The 19,274-nt window shown below is 36.3% G+C and carries 18 protein-coding genes and 1 rRNA gene; all 19 read left to right on the forward strand.

Features of this window, described 5'->3' with window-relative positions; genetic code table 11:
• Positions 1-41: 41 nt before the first annotated feature.
• The 19 genes from rrf (at position 42) to NITER_RS08810 (ending at position 19,068) form a co-directional block, all read left to right on the forward strand.
• Positions 42-157 (forward strand): 5S ribosomal RNA (gene rrf, locus NITER_RS08720).
• Between the two features lie 242 nt (positions 158-399).
• A complete protein-coding gene (locus tag NITER_RS08725; protein ID WP_084274926.1) occupies positions 400-723 on the forward strand; it encodes a fimbrial protein in 324 nt (107 codons plus the stop codon).
• Positions 724-865: 142 nt separating this feature from the next.
• Entirely contained in the window at positions 866-2,476 is a 1,611-nt protein-coding gene (locus NITER_RS08730; protein WP_084274925.1) for a DUF3373 family protein, read from the forward strand.
• A gap of 13 nt (positions 2,477-2,489) precedes the next feature.
• The gene (locus NITER_RS08735) at positions 2,490-3,623 is read left to right on the forward strand and encodes a hypothetical protein (protein ID WP_084274924.1); all 1,134 of its coding nucleotides are present in this window, start codon (positions 2,490-2,492) and stop codon (positions 3,621-3,623) included.
• A gap of 5 nt (positions 3,624-3,628) precedes the next feature.
• Entirely contained in the window at positions 3,629-4,276 is a 648-nt protein-coding gene (locus tag NITER_RS08740; protein ID WP_231988958.1) for a response regulator transcription factor, read from the forward strand.
• A complete protein-coding gene (locus NITER_RS08745; protein WP_084274922.1) occupies positions 4,266-5,420 on the forward strand; it encodes a sensor histidine kinase in 1,155 nt (384 codons plus the stop codon). Before NITER_RS08740 ends, NITER_RS08745 begins: the two co-directional genes overlap by 11 nt.
• Positions 5,421-5,493: 73 nt before the next feature.
• On the forward strand, positions 5,494-6,045 hold the full coding sequence (soxX, locus tag NITER_RS08750; protein ID WP_084274921.1) for a sulfur oxidation c-type cytochrome SoxX: 552 nt from the start codon (positions 5,494-5,496) through the stop codon (positions 6,043-6,045).
• The gene (gene soxY / locus NITER_RS08755) at positions 6,045-6,515 is read left to right on the forward strand and encodes a thiosulfate oxidation carrier protein SoxY (protein ID WP_084274920.1); all 471 of its coding nucleotides are present in this window, start codon (positions 6,045-6,047) and stop codon (positions 6,513-6,515) included. The genes soxX and soxY overlap by 1 nt, the downstream gene beginning before the upstream one ends.
• Before the next feature lie 15 nt (positions 6,516-6,530).
• Positions 6,531-6,866, forward strand: a complete 336-nt coding sequence (gene soxZ, locus NITER_RS08760) for a thiosulfate oxidation carrier complex protein SoxZ (RefSeq protein ID WP_084274919.1) — start codon at positions 6,531-6,533, stop codon at positions 6,864-6,866.
• A 3-nt stretch (positions 6,867-6,869) separates the two neighbouring features.
• Positions 6,870-7,640 (forward strand): sulfur oxidation c-type cytochrome SoxA, encoded by a 771-nt coding sequence (soxA, locus tag NITER_RS08765; RefSeq protein WP_084274918.1) that lies wholly within the window; start codon positions 6,870-6,872, stop codon positions 7,638-7,640.
• 3 nt (positions 7,641-7,643) lie between these two features.
• Positions 7,644-9,407 (forward strand): thiosulfohydrolase SoxB, encoded by a 1,764-nt coding sequence (gene soxB / locus NITER_RS08770; protein ID WP_084274917.1) that lies wholly within the window; start codon positions 7,644-7,646, stop codon positions 9,405-9,407.
• 14 nt (positions 9,408-9,421) lie between these two features.
• Positions 9,422-10,918 carry an OprD family outer membrane porin gene (locus NITER_RS08775; RefSeq protein ID WP_084276551.1) on the forward strand — a complete coding sequence of 499 codons (1,497 nt, stop codon included), beginning with the start codon at positions 9,422-9,424 and terminating at the stop codon, positions 10,916-10,918.
• Positions 10,918-11,793, forward strand: a complete 876-nt coding sequence (locus NITER_RS08780; protein WP_084274916.1) for an MBL fold metallo-hydrolase — start codon at positions 10,918-10,920, stop codon at positions 11,791-11,793. Before NITER_RS08775 ends, NITER_RS08780 begins: the two co-directional genes overlap by 1 nt.
• Complete coding sequence (locus NITER_RS08785) at positions 11,790-12,158, forward strand: thioredoxin family protein (RefSeq protein ID WP_084274915.1); 369 nt, start codon at positions 11,790-11,792, stop codon at positions 12,156-12,158. Before NITER_RS08780 ends, NITER_RS08785 begins: the two co-directional genes overlap by 4 nt.
• On the forward strand, positions 12,155-12,586 hold the full coding sequence (locus NITER_RS08790) for a DsrE family protein (RefSeq protein WP_084274914.1): 432 nt from the start codon (positions 12,155-12,157) through the stop codon (positions 12,584-12,586). The genes NITER_RS08785 and NITER_RS08790 overlap by 4 nt, the downstream gene beginning before the upstream one ends.
• Positions 12,587-12,595: 9 nt before the next feature.
• Positions 12,596-13,501, forward strand: a complete 906-nt coding sequence (locus tag NITER_RS08795; RefSeq protein ID WP_084274913.1) for a DUF302 domain-containing protein — start codon at positions 12,596-12,598, stop codon at positions 13,499-13,501.
• A gap of 413 nt (positions 13,502-13,914) precedes the next feature.
• Positions 13,915-16,728, forward strand: coding sequence for a hypothetical protein (locus tag NITER_RS08800; protein ID WP_084274912.1), 2,814 nt, complete (start codon positions 13,915-13,917; stop codon positions 16,726-16,728).
• Complete coding sequence (locus tag NITER_RS08805; protein ID WP_084274911.1) at positions 16,725-18,503, forward strand: HEAT repeat domain-containing protein; 1,779 nt, start codon at positions 16,725-16,727, stop codon at positions 18,501-18,503. Before NITER_RS08800 ends, NITER_RS08805 begins: the two co-directional genes overlap by 4 nt.
• Before the next feature lie 265 nt (positions 18,504-18,768).
• Positions 18,769-19,068 carry a hypothetical protein gene (locus NITER_RS08810; RefSeq protein ID WP_084274910.1) on the forward strand — a complete coding sequence of 100 codons (300 nt, stop codon included), beginning with the start codon at positions 18,769-18,771 and terminating at the stop codon, positions 19,066-19,068.
• Positions 19,069-19,274 lie beyond the last annotated feature (206 nt).

Below are 19,274 nucleotides of genomic sequence, written 5' to 3' on the forward strand. Positions count from 1 at the left end.
AGAAGAGAGTCTTTTAACTCCAAAAGCCTCTCTTCTCTTGTCCTGGTGCCTATAGAGCGGAGGAAACGCCCAGTCCCATTTCGAACCTGGAAGCTAAGCTCCGCATCGCTGATGATACTGCAGCCTTCGGCTGTGGAAAAGTAGGTCGGCGCCAGGCCAAGATTTTTTCTCTTCAATTTTTACCTTCCACAATTATTAAGTAGGTTTCTCCTTCATATCACTATAATTTTACCAGTAAAGATTCTTCTATCAGTTTTTGATCCTGACTACTTTTTTTAATCTTACTACAAAAAGTATCACTTATATGCAAATTAACATTTTATTAACCTATTATTTAATCTCTATTTATTTTTATGACGCTATAATACTTACTTGTAAATTCATTTTGAAGGAGACTACATGAAAAGAATTGCAAGCATTATCTTTGCAGCACTTCTAGGAGCAAGCTTTATAAGCACAGCAGCATTTGCTAGTGCAGATAAAGGGCAAAAGATCTACCAAAAGAAACTCAAAAAGGTATGCGGTTTTAACGGTGCAAAATTTGCAGCGAAACATACCCAAGATGAGTGGGAAGAGATTAATGAGGCTGGAAAGTTTGAAGATGAGATCCAAAAACTCTGCCCAAAATATAAAAAAGGGTATCTCAAACCTAGCCAACTCAAGCATATCTATGATTTTGCGTATGAGTATGCAAGCGACAGTGGTAACGTACCTAGCTGTTAAAAAATTTTATAGATGAGGGTCTCCTCATCTATAAAAAAAATTAATAAAAATTATTTCATCTCCAATTGAATTCTTAAGTTTCCTTTAACTCCTAATCTACTATAATGAGATACAATTTACCAATAAAAAAGGAGAGGTAAAAATGAAAAAGTTGATAGCTATATCTGCTGTTGCTGCATTTGCTACGATGAGTTTTGCAAGTGGCGGACCTTCGACAGGGAGTGATGATTTAAGGGCTGAACTCGAGCAACTCAAAAAAGAGATTGCAGAGCTTAAACAAGCACAAGCAAAAATCAATCTTAAAGCATTGAAAAAGCAGATTCGTGAAATCAAAGCACACGATGCAGGTGATAATATCAAGTGGAATGTTGATTTTAGAACAGCTTATGATATTATTGGATATAAATATGCGTCTGGTACAAGTGATTGGAATCAGATATTCTCTAATAGATTGTGGTTAGGAATGGGTTTTGCACCAACAAATAACCTTGTATTCAAAGGATTACTAAGCTACTATAAAGCTTATGGCCAAATGGCAGGTGCAAAGCAGGGATTTAACTATTTTGACTGGATTGTTAATGAGACTCCAAATCCAGCAGGAGAACTACGAGTAAAAGAGGCATATTGGCTCTATTTTGGAGAGAGCTTCTTAGGTGCAGATATTCCTTGGACAGCAAGTTTTGGTAGAAGACCAGCTACAGATGGACTTCTTGCAAGTTATAGAGAAGATCAAAATCCAAAATCTCCTCTTGGTCATATAATTAATACTGAGTTTGATGGTGCAAGTTTTAAATTTAACCTTGAGAAAGTCACTGACATTTCTGGAATGTATTTTAAACTCTGCATGGGTCGCGGTATGACTAATGCAAATGTTCGTTATGCAGCCATCAATCAAGCACCAAATGGCACTATTACAGTCTCTTCATTTAAAGGAAGTGAATACACTAAAGTTCCAGGAGCAAAAACGGTAGATCTAGCTGGTTTTATCTTTGTTCCATATGATGATGGACAATATTCAATTCACACCACAGCATTTAAGGCGTGGAATTTGCCAGGTCTTATAACACAAACAATGAATGTGTATGATATGGATGGCAACCCAAATACCCGAGCTGATCAAATGTATATGCCTACTTCATTCCAGTTTGGACCAACTGGTGATATGTATGGTGCAGCAATTAGCTTGTTAGCAGAGGGAATTGGTGATGGAATTAACGATTTTCTTGATGATACAAATTTCTTTGTAAGTTTTGCATGGAGCAAAACAGATCCTAGTCAAGATGCAAGCAGTGTACAAGCAAATATCATAAATGCTCAAAATGGACAAAACATTGCATCAGTTAATATGCCAAGTCAAATAGGAATGCTCGGAAGTACTGACAAGAAAACAGGTACATCTATTTATGCTGGAATCAATTGGCCTTGTCAGCTCATCGATAATGCCAGAGTAGGTGTTGAATATAATCATGGAAGCAAATATTGGAGAAGCTTTACATATGCTGAAGATACTCTTGCAGGAAGTAAGCTTGCTACACGTGGTGATGCATATGAAATTTGGTTTAATAAAGAGTTAATAGGTAAAACTCTTACTGCACAAGTAAGATATACATATATGGATTATGATTATACAGGAAGTAATGGATTTTTCGGAGATGGCGGTAACCCAATCGATACTGATAGCCAGATGGCAAAACAGATGGGAGCTTTAGAAAAAGCGCAGGATCTTCGTCTCTATATCCGCTATAGATACTAAAATCTAACCGCCTTTGGCGGTTGGAAATGAAGGAAGGGATATTTTCAAGTTTAGAAACTGGCTTATTGTTTTTATTATTATTCTTCTTATCGCATCTTCTATTTTTTTATATATCTTTTCTTTGAACATCGAAAAAAATCTTCATAAAAAAGTAGCAGATACGATAACAAATTATCTCAATATGAGTCTCAATAAACAAAAATCACAAGCTTTGACAATGACAATTCTTCTATCACAAAATGAAGCCTTACAAGAAGCGCTCCTTGATCTAGATGAAGATAGAGGTTATGAGATTCTTTCTCAATCTCTCAACATACTCAAACAATATACCAATATCCAAGGTATTAAAGCGCAAGTTATAGCAAAAGATCTCACGATATTTGCACGAAATTGGGATAGGGATTTTGTTGGAATGCCACTTGAAGGATTTCGTAAAGATCTTTCAAGTTTTAAAATCAATAAACCAAAGGTCTCTATAGAAACAGGAAGACTGCTCTCTATTAAGGCGACTGCACCGATAAAAAAGGGTTATAAAACAATAGGATATATGGAGATAATATCTTTGTTTGAACCACTTACCTTGCAACTGAGGAAAATTGGTGTTGAGTTGTTAGTATTGATGCATGAAAAGTATCTTAATGTTGCAACGCTTATGCGTGATAACCCAATGATTGGAAAGTATGTGATTAGCAATAGAAATTATAATAGATTTGTTGTTGCTAAGATTACGCCCTCAATTTTACAGCAGATAGAGCAAAAAGGATATTTTTATAATGGTAAAAACCTATACTTTTATCACCCGATGTTTAATAGTAGAGGAGAGCGTTTAGGGATCTTTTTAATGGTTATAAATAATGAAGGAATAGAGAGATTTCAACATTACAAAGATACACTCTCATTTTTTCTCTCACTAGATAATAGTGAATTTCGTGATGTAATAAATGAATGGGAGCGACCTGAAGGTGGTTTTCGATCTGTTTATGATCGTAGTGTTGCCCAGTTTCTTAGCAAAAATGTAGATAGTGAACTAAAAAAAGATTTTGAATTTGAATTGAGAGAGATATTACAAAATTACACAAAAGAGGAGCTAATTGATATTATTGTAGAAAAAAATAGAATGACAAAAAAACGAGGAGTCATCAAGTGAAAATTATGGTTCTAGAAGATGAATATGCTCTTCGTATTAGTATTGAAGAGTTCTTGAATGATCTTGGCTTTGAAGTGATAAGTTTTGAGAGGGGTGATGAGCTTCTTGATGCACTTTACAGTGAGCCTTGTGATGCTCTTTTATTGGATGTAAAAGTTCCTGGAATCAATGGATTTGAACTACTTAAAGAGTTGAGGGAAGCTGGCAACGAAATACCCGCTATATTCATAACCTCTATGACACATGTAGATGATCTTGCAAGAGGGTTCGAGCTAGGTTGCTGTGATTATATAAAAAAACCATTTGATCTTAAAGAGTTGGAAGTACGGCTGAGAAATGTTTTAAAAAGAGAGTGTTTTGGTGCCAAAAAAGAGATTGTTGAGTTGCCAAATGGTTATACATATGATTTAGCAGCTTTTGAATTAAAGCAAAATGGCAAAAGCATACCTTTAACAAAACAGGAAAAAAGGATCTTGGAGCTTCTTATCAAGCAAAGAGGGAATGTTGTAAGCATTGAACAGTTTTGCGATGAAGTATGGGGAGAGTATGTGGATTCGGCCAATATTCGTGTGCATATAACGAAGCTGAGAAAAAAAATAGGTAAAGATATAATCAAAAATGTTCACGGGTTAGGATATAAAATTGATTCTTGATGCAAAAAAATACTCTTATCGCTATGCTCTTTTTTATACTTTGATTATAGCAACGCTTCTTTTTGTACCACTATTTGTCTATACCTCTTTGGTTTTAGATATTAATGAAGCCAAAAATGAGCGTGATCTCAAAGAGAAGGCTTTGCAAATAGTAGGTAAAATGGAAGAGTACAATAATGATGGTATTTTTCAATATCCCCGTTTTGCCAGTTTCAAATCTGGACTCTATGATGAGAACTTTAAACCAATTTTTTCACTTTTGGATTTTATTCCGGACTCTTTTAATTTGGGATATCATAAGCAACAAACAAAACGCTACTATATTGTAGAGCTTCCAGATGAACACTATTTTGGAGCAAAATATCTCATTGTTGCAAAAGAGTTTGATCCATGGAAAATATATAGAACCAGTTTTTTGATAGGGTTAGGGATTGTATTAATTCTTTTTCTCTTCTCTTACATTGTTCTTAAAAATTTTAGCCGCCCTTTTGAAAAAGTCAATCAAACACTTGATAATTTTATTAAAGACTCTATGCATGAGATTAATACGCCGCTTTCTATCATTAATGTCAATATTGATCTTTTCACAAGAAAGTTTGGTGAAAACCGTTATCTTTCCCGCATTAAATCAGCAGCAAAAACACTCAGTAATATCTATAATGATATGGATTATCTTATTAAAAAAGATCGCATTGAATACAAAAAAGAAAAAATTGATTTTTCAGCATTTTTGCAAGAGAGGGTTGATTATTTTCAAGAGATTGCAAATTTAAGACAAATTAAACTAATTGCCAAAATTAAACCAAACCTTTGTATTTATATAAATAAAACAAAACTACAACGAATTGTTGATAATACTCTTTCTAATGCCGTTAAATACTCAAAAGAGCGATCAAAAGTAAAAATTTACCTCATACGAGTTGGTCAAAAAGCGGTACTTACAGTAAAAGATTATGGTATTGGAATAGAACAACCGCAAAAGATTTTTAATCGCTTTTATAGAGAGGAGCATGACAAGGGAGGTTTTGGAATAGGTCTTAGCATTGTTCATAACATTATCAATCAAGAAAATATAACTTTAAAAGTTGTCTCCAAACCTTCGAGGGGAAGCGCTTTTATCTACTACTTCAATTTATCTGCATAATTACATAAATCATTTTTACAATTTTTTTACACTTTATAGTTACCATTTTGTTACCAATCAAGAAGGAGCCGATATGAAAAAAGGATTGATTGCAGTGGTGCTCTCCTCTTTAGTGCTTACTAGCCTGAGTGCGAAAGATTACAAAAGTGCCATTGAGTCGCCTGATGCGACGAAGATTTTAGAAAAAGATAAGCTCCCGCCTCCAAAAAAGTACATAATGCCAAAAAACTGTATTACAAAAGATCCTTTGGCAATCGCGAGAGGGAAGTTTATTTTCCATAATCTCAATGGAAAAAAGGCAAAAAAGGCACCTCCTACAGGTCTTACGCGCTATGTGGTTGTTAAGGGGAAGAAAAAGCCAAAGCAGTATGGAAACTGTGTGGCTTGTCATAATATCGAAGGTGCTATAGGTCCTGGAAATGTTGGTCCAGATTTGCACAATTATAAAAAACACTTTATAGATTCTGGTGTCAGAGACTATCAGTATGTCTATCAACAAATTGCAGATCCAAGAGTGTTTAATCCAACAACACACATGACTGTGAATCTAACTACAAAACTCTTTACGCCACAAGAGATTTGTGAAATTGTATCGTATATAGTAAGTGAGAAAAAGGAGAAATGATGGAAAGAAGAAGTTTTTTAAAAAGTTTAAGTGCTGTTCCAGCCCTTGGACTCGTGAGTCTTGGAAGTGTTAATCTCTTAGCAGATGCAAAGAAGGCGAAGCCAAAAGGAAAAAATGCGATTACCTTTAAAAAAGCACTCTCTGTAATAACAGATGGGAAAGGTGCCAAAGAGAGTAGTAAGGTAAAACTCATTGTTCCTGAAATTGCAGAAAATGGAGCTGTTGTTCCAGTTAAAGTGAATGTAGATGAGCCTATTGAAAATGTCAAATCGATTCATGTTTTATCTACAAAAAACTCTAACGCAAGATGTGCGGATGTTTTTTTGAGTCCAAGAAATGGAAAAGCCTATTTTGCAACGCGTATCAAACTGAGCGGAACACAAGAAGTCGTAGCTGTAGCGGTGTTAAAAGATGGAAGTGCTATTATGGCCAAAAAACCGGTTAAAGTAACTATTGGTGGATGTGGATAAGAAAAGGAGTAAACAATGGCTAAAAGAAAATCAATTATCAAAATCAAACCAAGAAAATATAAAGTAGGAGATGTAGTAAAAGTAGATTTTATTGTAATTCACCCGATGGAGACGGGGATGAGAAAAGATAAAAAGACAGGCAAAATCAAACCTATGCACTATATCAATGAGGTGAAGTTTTACTTCAATGATGAACTTTTTACGACAATTTTACCGTGGGAGACAGTTTCAACAAATCCCTATTTTTCAATCAATATGAAAGTAACAGGTCCTGGGAAAATCAAAGTTGTGTACAGAGATAATCTTGGTGAAGTACACGAAAAGAGTAAAAAAGTAAAGCCGAAAGGATAAGCCATGAAGAGATTACTATCCTTTGCCCTCTCGCTTGCTTTGGCCTCTTCATTGGCCATTGCTGATGAGAAACTGAGCATGACAGAAGCAGATCGTGCCCTTTATCAAGAGATGCTTGAAAACAATCCAGCAGACATTTTCGTAGAAGAGGGTGCAGAACTTCTTGAAGAGCTTGGTGGAGAAGAGGCACTTGCAAAATTTTTGGGAGTAAGCGAGGAAAAACTACCAAAATATATTGCAGGATTTCCAAGATATATCGACAAAATAGGAATGGTTGTAAGCATTGATCAGATGCTGCAAGCCTTTATGTATGACCAGGGTAAAAAGCCATATAAGCTCAAATCTGCATTGATGGATTCTTTGCAGGCCTATGTAAAGTCGATAGCTAATGGAGAGAAGATCAATATCGATGTGAATGCCAATGAGCATATGAAAAAAGCCTATAAACTAGGCAAGCAGATGTTTGAACTCAGACGAGGTAAAAGAGGCCTTTCTTGCTATAGTTGTCATAGTCCAGATGTTGTAGGTTTGCGACTTAGAATGCAGATACTACCAGATCTTGGTGATCCAAAAGTGAAAGCTGCCGCAACCTGGCCAGCATATAGAATGACAAAAGGAAAGATGTTTACACTGCAAAAGAGATTTCAGCAGTGTATGAAAAATGCTCTTTTGGCCAAAATCCCTTTAGGAAGCCCGCAGATGGTGGCGCTAGAAGTGTATGTAACGAATATGGCTAAGGGAGAAGAGATCCATATTCCAGGGTTAAAAAGGTAGATCATGAATATCAATAGACGTGATTTTTTACACATTGCAGCAGCCCTGGGCCTTATGGGTGTAAGTGGTGGAAAACTGCATGCGGCAAAAAGAGCCGATGAGGTGACAGCAAACGATATTTTGGATTTTGATCCAGTGGGAAAGGTGACGCTGCTTCATATTTGTGATATGCATGCGCATCTCAAACCACTCTACTGGAGAGAACCCTCAACGCTCATTAGTGCTAAAAATCTTGTAGGAACTCCAGGATTTTTGTGCGGAAAAGCCTTTATGGATTTTTATGGGATAAAGCCAAATACGTTGGAAGCCTATTTTGATACTTATCTCAATTTTGAAGAACTAGCAAAAAAGTTTGGGAAAATGGGTGGCGTAGCCCATATGAAGACGATTATAGATGAGGTGCGAAGAGACCGAGGCAAAGATAATGTATTGCTTTTAGATAGTGGCGATACTTGGCAAGGGACTGCCGTTGCACTAAAAACCAAGGGAGAAGCGATTGTAGATGCGCAAAACTATCTTGGTGTGGATGTGATGGTTGGACACTGGGAGTTTACCTATGGCAAAGAGCGTGTGATGGAGCTTCTTGATAAGCTCAATGCCGATTTTGTATCGCAAAATGTGGTAGATAATGATCCATTCAGTGATACATTTGAAGAAACCGTCTTCAAGCCTTATACTATCAAAGAGGTAGGCGGTGCAAAAATAGGAATTATTGGACAATCTTTTCCATTTACGTCCACTGCAAATCCAAAACGTTTTACCGAAGGGTGGAGTTTTGGTCTGCGGTTAGATTCTTTGCAGGGGTATGTGGATGAGTTAAGAAAAGAGAAAAAGGTTGATTGCGTTGTGCTTCTGAGTCACGATGGATTTAGTGTAGATCAAGAGGTGGCCAGGAAAGTGCATGGTATAGACTTTATCCTCAGTGGCCATACACACGATCCTGGACCAAAACCTATCACGATTAATGGGACAACTATTATTATAGCAGGAAGTCATGGGAAGTTTGTAGGAAGACTCGATATCGATATCCAAAAAGGGCGCGTGAAAGATTTTCGCTATAAGCTGATTCCTGTTGCATCAAAACTTATTCCTGCAGATAAAAAGGGAATAGAGCTAGTTGATAAATGGTATAAGCCATACAATAGAGAGCTGAGTCAAGTACTAGGAAAAACAAAAGGAACGCTTTATAAACGAGATACTTTCTATTCAACATTTGATGCACTCATAGGTGATGCAATACGTGATACGATGGATTGTGAAATATCCTTTACACCAGGGTATCGATGGGGAACCACGCTACTGCCTGGTGACGATATTTTGGTAGACAATGTTTATGAGATGACAGCAATTACCTATCCAGAAGTCTATACATTTGAGCTTAAAGGTGCAAAAATAGCGGCTTTACTTGAGGATATTGCAGATAACGTTTTCAATGCGAATCCTCTCTACCAACAGGGTGGGGATATGAGTCGGCTTGGTGGTGTGAGTTATGATATTAAAATAGCAGCACCTAGTGGTAAAAGAATTAGAAATCTCAAAGTCAACGGTAAAGATCTCGATCCAAATCGCAACTACGTTGTAAGTGCTTGGGGCGGAAATTTGCAAAATGCTGGCGAAAACCTGCGAGAAGCAAAAATCAAGCCAGTTTATGATGTGGTTGTAGATTATGTAAAACGTAAAGGAAAAGTGGATATTAGCAACAAATCCAATGTAAAAATTCTGGATTACGACTGTGGATGTCCCCAAAAAGGTGGGATATGTTCATAAATAAAGGAGATGGTATGAGATTATTAAAATTGAGCTTAGTAGCAGCAGTATGTATAGCAGGTGCCACAGCAACAACTGCAATGGCAAAAGAGAAAAGGACGCTTAAAGGTAATATGACACTCAAATATAATGTTTTGCCAGGTAATGCTGAAACTTTAAGTGAAATGTTTACAAAAGGGGAGTGGTATGGGAGAGTTCGCTTCAACTCCTTTCTTTGGGATTGGGATACAGAGTATGCAGGAAAGACAAAAGATAACTGGGCTATGGGAATTGGTGGTAGCTTAGAGTATAAAACTGCATATTGGAATGGACTAGGGGCAACTGCAGCTTTGTATACTTCTCAAAATCCATGGCACATGGACAAAGATGAAGTGAAGTTTGTTAAAGCTGGAAAAGATACTTTTTCAAGATATAAAGTTAAAAAAGATGGAACTTTTGGAATGACGGTTTTGGCACAAGCCTATCTTGAGTATAAACGGAACAAAACAAGTCTTAAAGTTGGACGCCAGATTTTTGAGAGTATGCTGACAAAAAGCAATGATACAAAGATGATCCCAAATACATTTGAAGGGTATAGCCTTACAAGCAGATATTTTAGTGGTACAACAATTAAACTCGCTTACTTTTTAAAGCAAAAACTGCGAGATCATACCTCTTTTCATGATGTGATCACTTTTAAAGATGCAAATGGCGAGAGCTGGGCAAATAATGATGATAGTGCAGTCAATAAAGCTTTGAGTTATGCAAACTTTGTGGCTGCTGGCAAAGATGCCAATCATGATCTAATTGTTGCAGAGATTGCAAACAAATCTCTTGTTCCAAATCTTAAAATCAAACTCAACTACACTATGGTTCCAGAAGTAGTAGCTCTTGGGGGAATAGAAGCCCACTATAAAATTCCTCTAGGAGACTATAACCTTGTGCCAGGATTTCGATATATCAAGCAGTGGGATAGAGGTGCAGATGATATAGGTGCTCTTGGTGTTGCAGTTGCAAACCTCAAAGGTAAAGGTGTAGGATACGATGATCCAGGCAGTGTTGATAGCTCTATCTGGATGGCGCGACTTGATCTTAAAGCCAAAAACAAAATCTGGTGGGCAAGAATTGGTTATTCCGAAGTAGCAGATGATGCAGATATCATTGCTCCATGGCGTGGTTTTCCAACAGGTGGATTTACAAGGGCAATGGCACAGTACAACTGGTATGCAAATACCAAAACGTGGATGGTGCGAGGCGTAGTAAATTTGGATAAAGCAGGAGTTGTTCCAGGACTTAAAGCAAGTTTGCGCTACGCAATGCAAGATTTTGATGATGATAAACCTGGTGTACAAGCAGATAGCAATATTATCCATTTAGATTTAGTTGAAAAGATCAAATCTGTTCCAGGACTCTATCTCAAGTTTAGAACAGGTATTGTGAGCGGTGATGATGATACTATAGCAGCGGATGGAAAACTTAAGAAAGATCCATCCTATAATGAATATCGCTTTGAGATTAATTACCTCTTCTAATGAAAGCAATACTTATTCTTTGTGCCTGGCTGAGCATAGCTCTTGCCTGGCACTACGAGCTTCATCCAGTAAAGGTAAGTGAGGGAGTAGTCTGTTTTTTTGGTAAGAACGAAGTTCCTACTCCTTCTAATGGAGGGGCAATTAGCAATAGTTGCTATATTGATGTAGGGGATTACTGGGTGGTTTTCGATCCTGGTCCCACTGCTCTTTTTGCCAAAGAGGCGTATGCAAAGGTGGCTGGGGACAAGCCAGTGAAGATAGTGCTAAATTCTCATGGTCATGATGACCATACTCTAGGTAATGCTTTTTTTACAAAAAGTACTATCATTGGAGCTGAAGGGATTGAAGCTTTTATGGAGCCAAGGCTATTGAAATGGTTGAATAAAGAGCAGCTACAGGGCAGTTTTTTAAAAATTCCTGATCTGCTTTTGAGCAAAAAAGCAAAAATAGCAAGCAAGAAGAGAATAGAGCTTTATGTAGTGGAAGCTCATACGAAAGCGGACTTAATCGCCTATATGCCAGAGCAAAAGATTCTTTTTGCTGGTGATATAATCTTTACCGAGCGCCTCCCATCTATTCGGGATGGGAATTTACAAAAATGGATAGCGGTGTTGGAGTGGATAAAAAAGCTTCATCCTCGTATCATCGTACCAGGACATGGCAAGAAGTACGGAGCAAAGGCTTATGCTATGACGCTAGGTTATCTCAAAGATCTCAAGGCAAAAGTAGCAAAGGCTCTCGAAGATGGCATAGAGTATGATGAGGTAACGAAAGTAGTGGATATGAGCAGATATAAAAATTTGGCTTTGTATAAAATGCTCAATAATCTCAATATTTTAGAGGTTTATCAGCAGCTGGAGATGGAGATAGAATGAAAAAAATTCTTTTAATGATTCCATTGATTATGTTTGGAATAGACTACTATTCATACAAAGATGCAGTTAAAAAAGCAAAAGAGTTGCATAAGCCTGTGATGATTGAGATTACGTCGAGTCGTTGCCACTACTGCAAATGGATGGAGAGTACTACTTTGCAAGATAAAGAGGTCGTATCTTTTATTCAAAAAAACTTTATTCCTGTGCGCATTGATGTGAGCAAAGAGGAGATTCCTAAAGGAATAGAGTATAGTATGACACCAACTTTTATTTTTATGGATCCAAAAGGGAGAATTATCAAAAAGATTCCTGGAGCTTGGAAAAAAGAGGATTTTTTTAAGATCTTAAAAGAGGTGAAGGAATGAAAAAGATAATAGCCCTTCTTTTTGGAGCGCTTTTACTCCTGGCTGATACAGAGTTTGCTGAGCCAAAACCAAGCATAGACAATCCCAGAAAGATTGTCTTTCCTATTACTCATGGGGATGATGAATCGATCAATCACGTTTTAAGTTCAGCCAATAACGTGATGAAGTTTTATGGGCCAGAAAAGGTAATGATAGCGATTATCTGCTATTCAAAAGGTATTCGTACACTGCTAAAAAAAGAGAAGAAGATTGCCGCAAGAGTACGAAGTCTCATGACGTATGATGTAGAGTTTATTGCTTGTGGCAATACGATGCGAACGAAAAATATAAAAAAAGAGGATCTTATCGAAGGGGTGGAGATTGTTACTGCTGGTATTGTAGAGTTGGTAGAGCGAGACCTCAAAGGTTGGATCTATATACGACCATAAGGAGAGAAGATGAAAAAGATACTATTACTACTTGCTATGGCACTTTTTGTATTTGCCAATGAGGAGATAATTCTTTTCTCAACTACACAAAAAGTAACGCCTATACAAATTGAAGAGACTTTTCAAAAGGCGGGATACTCTATTCAGCAAAATAGAGATATGAATGGGCCTTATAAAAAGCAGTTCAAACAGACAGATTTTACAATTTATAATCTCTTAACAGTCTACTATCCAAAAATTGCTATGGATCTTGTTTTGCAAGAGCCAGATAGTGGAATTTTTGCTCCATTTAGTATTGTTATCTATCAAAAAAAAGGTGAGAAAAAGCTCTATGCTGGAGTACTGAGCGCTAAGGCTAAGGCGAAAATTTTGGGACTAAAGTATAGCGATAAACTATTAAATGAATTAGAGAAAAAAAATATCGCAACTTTGAAAAAAGCTCTACCAAATGCTAAACGAGAAAAACTTAGCTACAAACCGCAACCTGTAAAAGAGAAACTTCTAACAAAATATAGCTTTGAAGTAGAGGAGAGTGAGGCATTGGATGCCAAAGATGAGCTTGAGATGATGATAGAAGATGGCTTGAAACCTATTGGATTTGTTATGGCAAATTTTAATGATTTTAACTATGATCTCAAAGAGGCTGGTATAAAAGATTTTATCTTCTATGATACCTATTCACTCTGTAAGCTCAAAGTAATCTACAATATCTCAAAAATCCGCCCAGAAGCTGGAGTCTTTGCACCATGTACAATGGCAGTGTATCAAAAAAAGGGAACAAATAAGATGCATATCGTTTTTCCCAATATTTTCAACTGGATTGCAACGCTTCATATAAAAGATCCAAAAATTATTGCGATTCTCAAAAAAGCACAAAATGATATGATTGATGTTATTGAAAATGCCTTGCCCTGAGGGGTAAGGTATTGTTACTTTTTGTTTTTCGTCAAATTACTCACAATTTATTCAATTCTCCTAATGCTTGAAAATATTTTTTAAGAGAGTAATCTTATCACTCAAAGTTGTTGAGGTTTTTTTAATGAAGGAACAGTATTAACTCTCTGGTATCATTGGTAGTTTCCACAATCCCAATTAAATGGATAAAAAATAGGTTTTTACAATATTTTGGAACACGATATTAAAATTGATAAAGAATCTACAAAAAATACTGACATTATCCTACAACCAATAAACTCTTTTCGCAATATTTATAAGATTGTTCCTTTTTATAGGATTTAGTTATAAAGTTGATAAGATATGTCTATTATTAAGTATTTATAAAGAACAAAATGATATTATGAGTAATAGCTTACTTTAAAGGATATGCCATGAAACTACTTAAATTCTTCATTATTAGCTTGGCAATGATAATAGCTCTTGTTAGTATTGAAGCTAATAATGATGTGCAAAGAAGTGTTATTTATAGTTTAAAAAATAGCTCTTCTGATATCGTATCTATCACCGGTACCTTGGCTAATAAACAATTTCCTATCAAAGGATATTTTTCAAATTATGGTACAGGAGCCTTTGATTGGATTTACAAAACTTCTAATTCAAAAGGTCTTTATAAACTTAACGGGATGGATGAGAATGGCTATTTCAAATGGATAAATCTGACAAATTATATCAGTTCCCATGTAGAAAATGGCAAAATTATTATAGGTCATATGCAATATAATGGGAATGAAAATATCTCAAAAATAGTAAACAAATTGGAAAATAGAGAATTTCCTATCAAAGGATATTTTTCAAATTATGGTACAGGAGCCTTTGATTGGATTTACAAAACTTCTAATTCAAAAGGTCTTTATAAACTTAACGGGATGGATGAGAATGGCTATTTCAAATGGATAAATCTGACAGAAAATTTCAATACAACCCAAGTCCAAGATAACAAGATTATAATTGGTGATACTCTTGGTCAAAACATAAAATTAGAATCTGTTATATGTCTCAATACCAACAATATGGAAGCGGGTAGAAATATTCAATTAAGAAGTATCATTGATGCTCCTGATGGTATAAATATTGTGATTGTATATAAAATCCTTCCTAATGGAGTAGACAATAATGTAACAGGTACATATATTGCAAGTGACAGATTTGTAGCTAACCAGAGTAGAACCATAAGAGAGCTTAATGCAACACTTCCCTCTTCACTTCAAAGTGGTACATATAAAATAGTCGCAGTTATGAATGATAATGACGCATTTGCACCTGACTATAATCTCAGTACGGCACAGACAGATCAGTCTACAAGTACCGAACCTTTTTATGTTCAAGCAAATGATGGAAAGCCAGATTTGGAGGTAATATCATTTAAAATCAGTACCAATACAAATGCAAGAATAAACAATCGTTCTATAACTTCTGAAACACCGACTCTTATAACGTTCGATGTCGGTGTTGTAAAAGGCAAAGTTATTCTAAATAGTAGAGGGATTTCACTAGACGGTATCGTTGGTGTCCAAGATTATATTGCCAAGGCTGAAAATTTTAAAATATCAGCATGTATTAACATTGGAGACAGCTGCCGGCCGATAGAGATGTATAGTGTTGATGAGACAAACCAGACACACTACGATGCATTTATGACAGTAAAATCTGCTGAACCTGGTGACCCAAAAACAGTAGTCTTTAACGGAATCATCCGTGGCCAATTACTCAACGATATTGCAAATAAAACAATGGAAGATGGAAACTTTACAACATCAATCAAAGTATTAATAGGAGGTATTGAGGAATCATCTACACAGATCCCCCAAAGAAACAGTAGCTCTACTGCTGTTAAGTTTTCGCCAGTTTTCCTTAACCAGGCTAATATTGACAATACAAACGACAGGGTCGCATTGGCGATGAGTAATTACAGACTTAGTATGAAATCCTATATCGACAAAATCAAAGCAATCGATCCTACCTATAATGTACAAGTGAGTAGTGGTGGTCTCAATCTTTTTAACCCCAACCTGCAATGGACTGTAACCGATCCTATCGAAGGTATTGCCCTACAACAACAAAATGTTCATCAGTTCACCAGTGAACCGATTCAGCTAAGGCCGATTGTAGAGCCTTCCAATATCAAAATGGTTCCTCCAATGATCCCACAGCCAAGTGGTATTAATAAGAAAAACGATCCAATCAACAATATCCAGCCAGTCGAAGATTATATTGCATACCTGACAATGAATGCAACAATCTCGCCAGCATGGAAAAAAACTATTGAAAATGCTGAATTAACAACAGATGAAGTTTCATATAAATATTTTGGAATAGATGCTGACATCCCACTCATGCTCAATAATGATGTAGGTTTAAAAGGGAACATAGGTGGGTATGCAAAATTTGACTTCGGAGGTGTACATTTTTTGGGATATGGTGGAATTAAAGTGTATTTAATAGATACCTGGTACGACTTTCTCGACATTGAGGCACGTCAACAAACGACACCTGGGAACCTGGAACACACAGGTTACAGCTTTCAACTTGGCTTTTTGGAGAAAACTGTGTATGAGCAATCCAGATATGTTACCGATGGAGATGGAATATTTACTTCCCATGCGGCGACACTCCGTGAAAGGATAAAGGAAAATATAGAAACACTTGAGAATATAAATGGAGATATTCTCTCTTATCATGATGCCTTAGGATGGGCAGATGGTTATGATGATGGAGGTACTTTTTGGGCCTCAGGCATACCAATTGCCTATAGATATGGATATGAAGGACAGCTTGGTGTTAAAATGGACCTTGACATCAAGAGTCTTGGTCGCATCGATGCAGCTGCAACTCCGTATATGGAATTCAGTGGTTATGGATCAGGAGGAATAGGCATTGAATACTACGGATTTGGAGTTTCGGTAGGTATTGAAGGTGATCTGCAGCTTATTGATGAGAAATTAATTTGTGGTGGAAGCGCAGGGATAACATTTGTTACCGGGGATAAAGGGATCGAAAGCTATATTGGTGAACTACATGAAAACATAACTAATGAATTTATCGGTCCAAATGGAGGAGTATATGTTTATGCTAAAGCTACTCTACTTGGAACATACAAACATAAAATTGCAGATTTTGACACTGTAAACTCTACCAAAGAGCTACTCGATAAACATCAAACTCTCTTTAAGGTCGTGTTGCCTTGAGCAAAAAAAAGCTTCTACTTATTGCGCTGCTGCTTTGTATAGTAGCAGCACTTTTTGCTAGTTATCAATTTTTTGCTAATCAAGAAAAATATATTCATCATTGCAACAAATCCCACTATTCTTACATCATCAATCAAAAATTGATCTACACTTTCTCATCCAAAGTTACAATACGTCTACTTGAACTAAACCGTTCCAGTACCATTAGTACATTGATGAAAGGTTTGCTTAATGTACGTTTTTATGGACATGACTCCAATGGTACCATTGCTTTGATGCAACTTTCAAATCTCTCTCTTGACCTCGGTAACCCCGAAATAGAAAGGATATTAAAAAAGGTCTATTCTCAAATGTTTGTAGTACATTTTACGGCTGATGGGCATATCTTTAACTATACGTTCAAAGGAAATGATGAAGACTCAAAAGGTTTGCAGCAATTGATCAGTGAATTTCAGATCGTTTTAAAACAGATGCCGGACTACACTACAGAAGAAAACACAGCGGATGGAACAGTTTATGCGCAATATAAAAGAGATGAGATATTACCTTGCTTTTTAAAAAAACAGAGACATGGATTCTATATAAACAAACAGCAGTCGTATAAAAAAAATATTATCAAATCAGATGCCAATGCTACAATCGCAAAAAGCTGGATAGAAACTTTTGATTCAAAAGAGATTATAGAAGTTGTATCCGGAACAAAGAAAATTTCCGAATACGTCAAGCAGATTTCGCTTACAAAGGTGGAACAGCCTATCGACAACACTTTGGATATTTGGCGATATAGTGGAGATATCAATAATCTAATTGAACACTATAAAAACGACTCAGAAGAGAGTTATATCAAAAAGGCCTCAAAAGAAGCAGCAAAAAAATATATAAAGCAAAATAGAATTTCTCTTGATTCTCTTCTTCTTAGTATCAAGGGAAAGGATCCTCAACAACTCATGAAGATTGCAGAATATCTAAAACTTTTTCCTGATGAAGCTACAAAACTGTTACCATTCATCAAAAGTGCTGATTACAAGATGGCCGCAGATCTTATCTTTGTTCTTCAGCGTGCAGGCACAGTACAGGCTCAGCTTGTATTGCAAAAGATTGTACAAGATACTGACTATAAACAGGTTAATCGTATACGTGCCATTATTGCTTTGGGTGGAGTTAAGGAGCCGTCCGAGGACACCATCAATTTTCTTTGGCAAATCCAATCTAAAAGAGACTCTTTAAACGACAAACGACTATCTGATACTGCCTTACTCAATATTGGAAGGTTTGGAAAGAACTCACCCTATGCAGACGAAATTAAAGCAAAACTTTCTGAACTCGCTCAAAATATACCCAATGATAGTTCAGAAAAAAGAATTCTCCTATTAAGTATGAAGAATGCAGACGCACAATATTTTGAAAGCGATATAGTTGATGCACTCAGAAGTAGCAATCCGCGTGTACGCTCTGCTGCTGTTAAGGCACTTTCCAAGCTCAACAAAGAGTCTGTCAGAGATGAACTACTGCCGCTGTTTACAACGGATGAAGATCTTGAAGTACGCCAGCAGCTTGCAAAAACACTTCTCACTATTGATCCGAATGGTGCATTGATGTCTCGTGCCAGGGAAAATATTCTCAAAGAGGATGATAGCCTTGTAAGAAAAAATCTCATCCTGTATCTTTTAAAATATAGGGAGAAGTACCCTGAAAATGACAATATACTCAAAAAACTCCGAAAAATAGAAAGGGATAAAAATAATCAGATTCTACTGATTAAAAATGGTTATTAATTAAAGCAGATTGGTGTACATTCTTGTTATAAAAAATGTACGATTATCAAAAAATATGAAGAAAATAAAAATGAGTAGAGGCAGTAGAGTAAAAAGTGATACATTTTAGGTTGTATTTGATAGGTTTGAGCAACTAAACTGAAAATGACTTGCCCTAAAGGGTAAGGTATTGTTACTTTTCGTTTATCTTCATTTATCTACAGTTTGCCCAATCCCCCTATAATTGTAATGCTTGTATACAGGTATTAAACCAAAAGGAGGATTTATGAAAAAGTTCCATAAAATCTGGATATCTGTTGTGATTGCTGTCTCAATGGCAACAGCTGCGCAGATTAAAGGGCAAGGAAATAGTGCTAATACATATATGCAAAATCCACAGTCACCACAAGATACAATGTTACCGCCAATGAAGAGGTACCATCGTTATAAGCTTGTAAATAGGATTTTTCAAGAGATTGATCTCACTCATGAGCAAAAAGAGGCACTCAAAGAGTTAATACGTCAGCACCGTCTAAAGAAAATGCAAGAGTGTGGAGAAAAGAAAAGGATAGATATCTCTTCCTAGATCAATGAGAACGGATTTGATAGTGCTAGCTTTTCTCAAGATATGATTGCGAATGCAACAAAGCGCATAATAGACAGAGCCGATTATATTAAAAGTATTATCGATATTTTAATACCTCAACAAAGAGTAAGACTCAAAAAGATTTTGCAAAAAAGAGCTCTACGTCAAAGAAAAAATCTTCGTTATTAAGAATATAGTATATGCAA

The sequence above is a fragment of the Nitratiruptor tergarcus DSM 16512 genome (genome assembly GCF_027946175.1).
Classification (GTDB): domain Bacteria; phylum Campylobacterota; class Campylobacteria; order Campylobacterales; family Nitratiruptoraceae; genus Nitratiruptor; species Nitratiruptor tergarcus.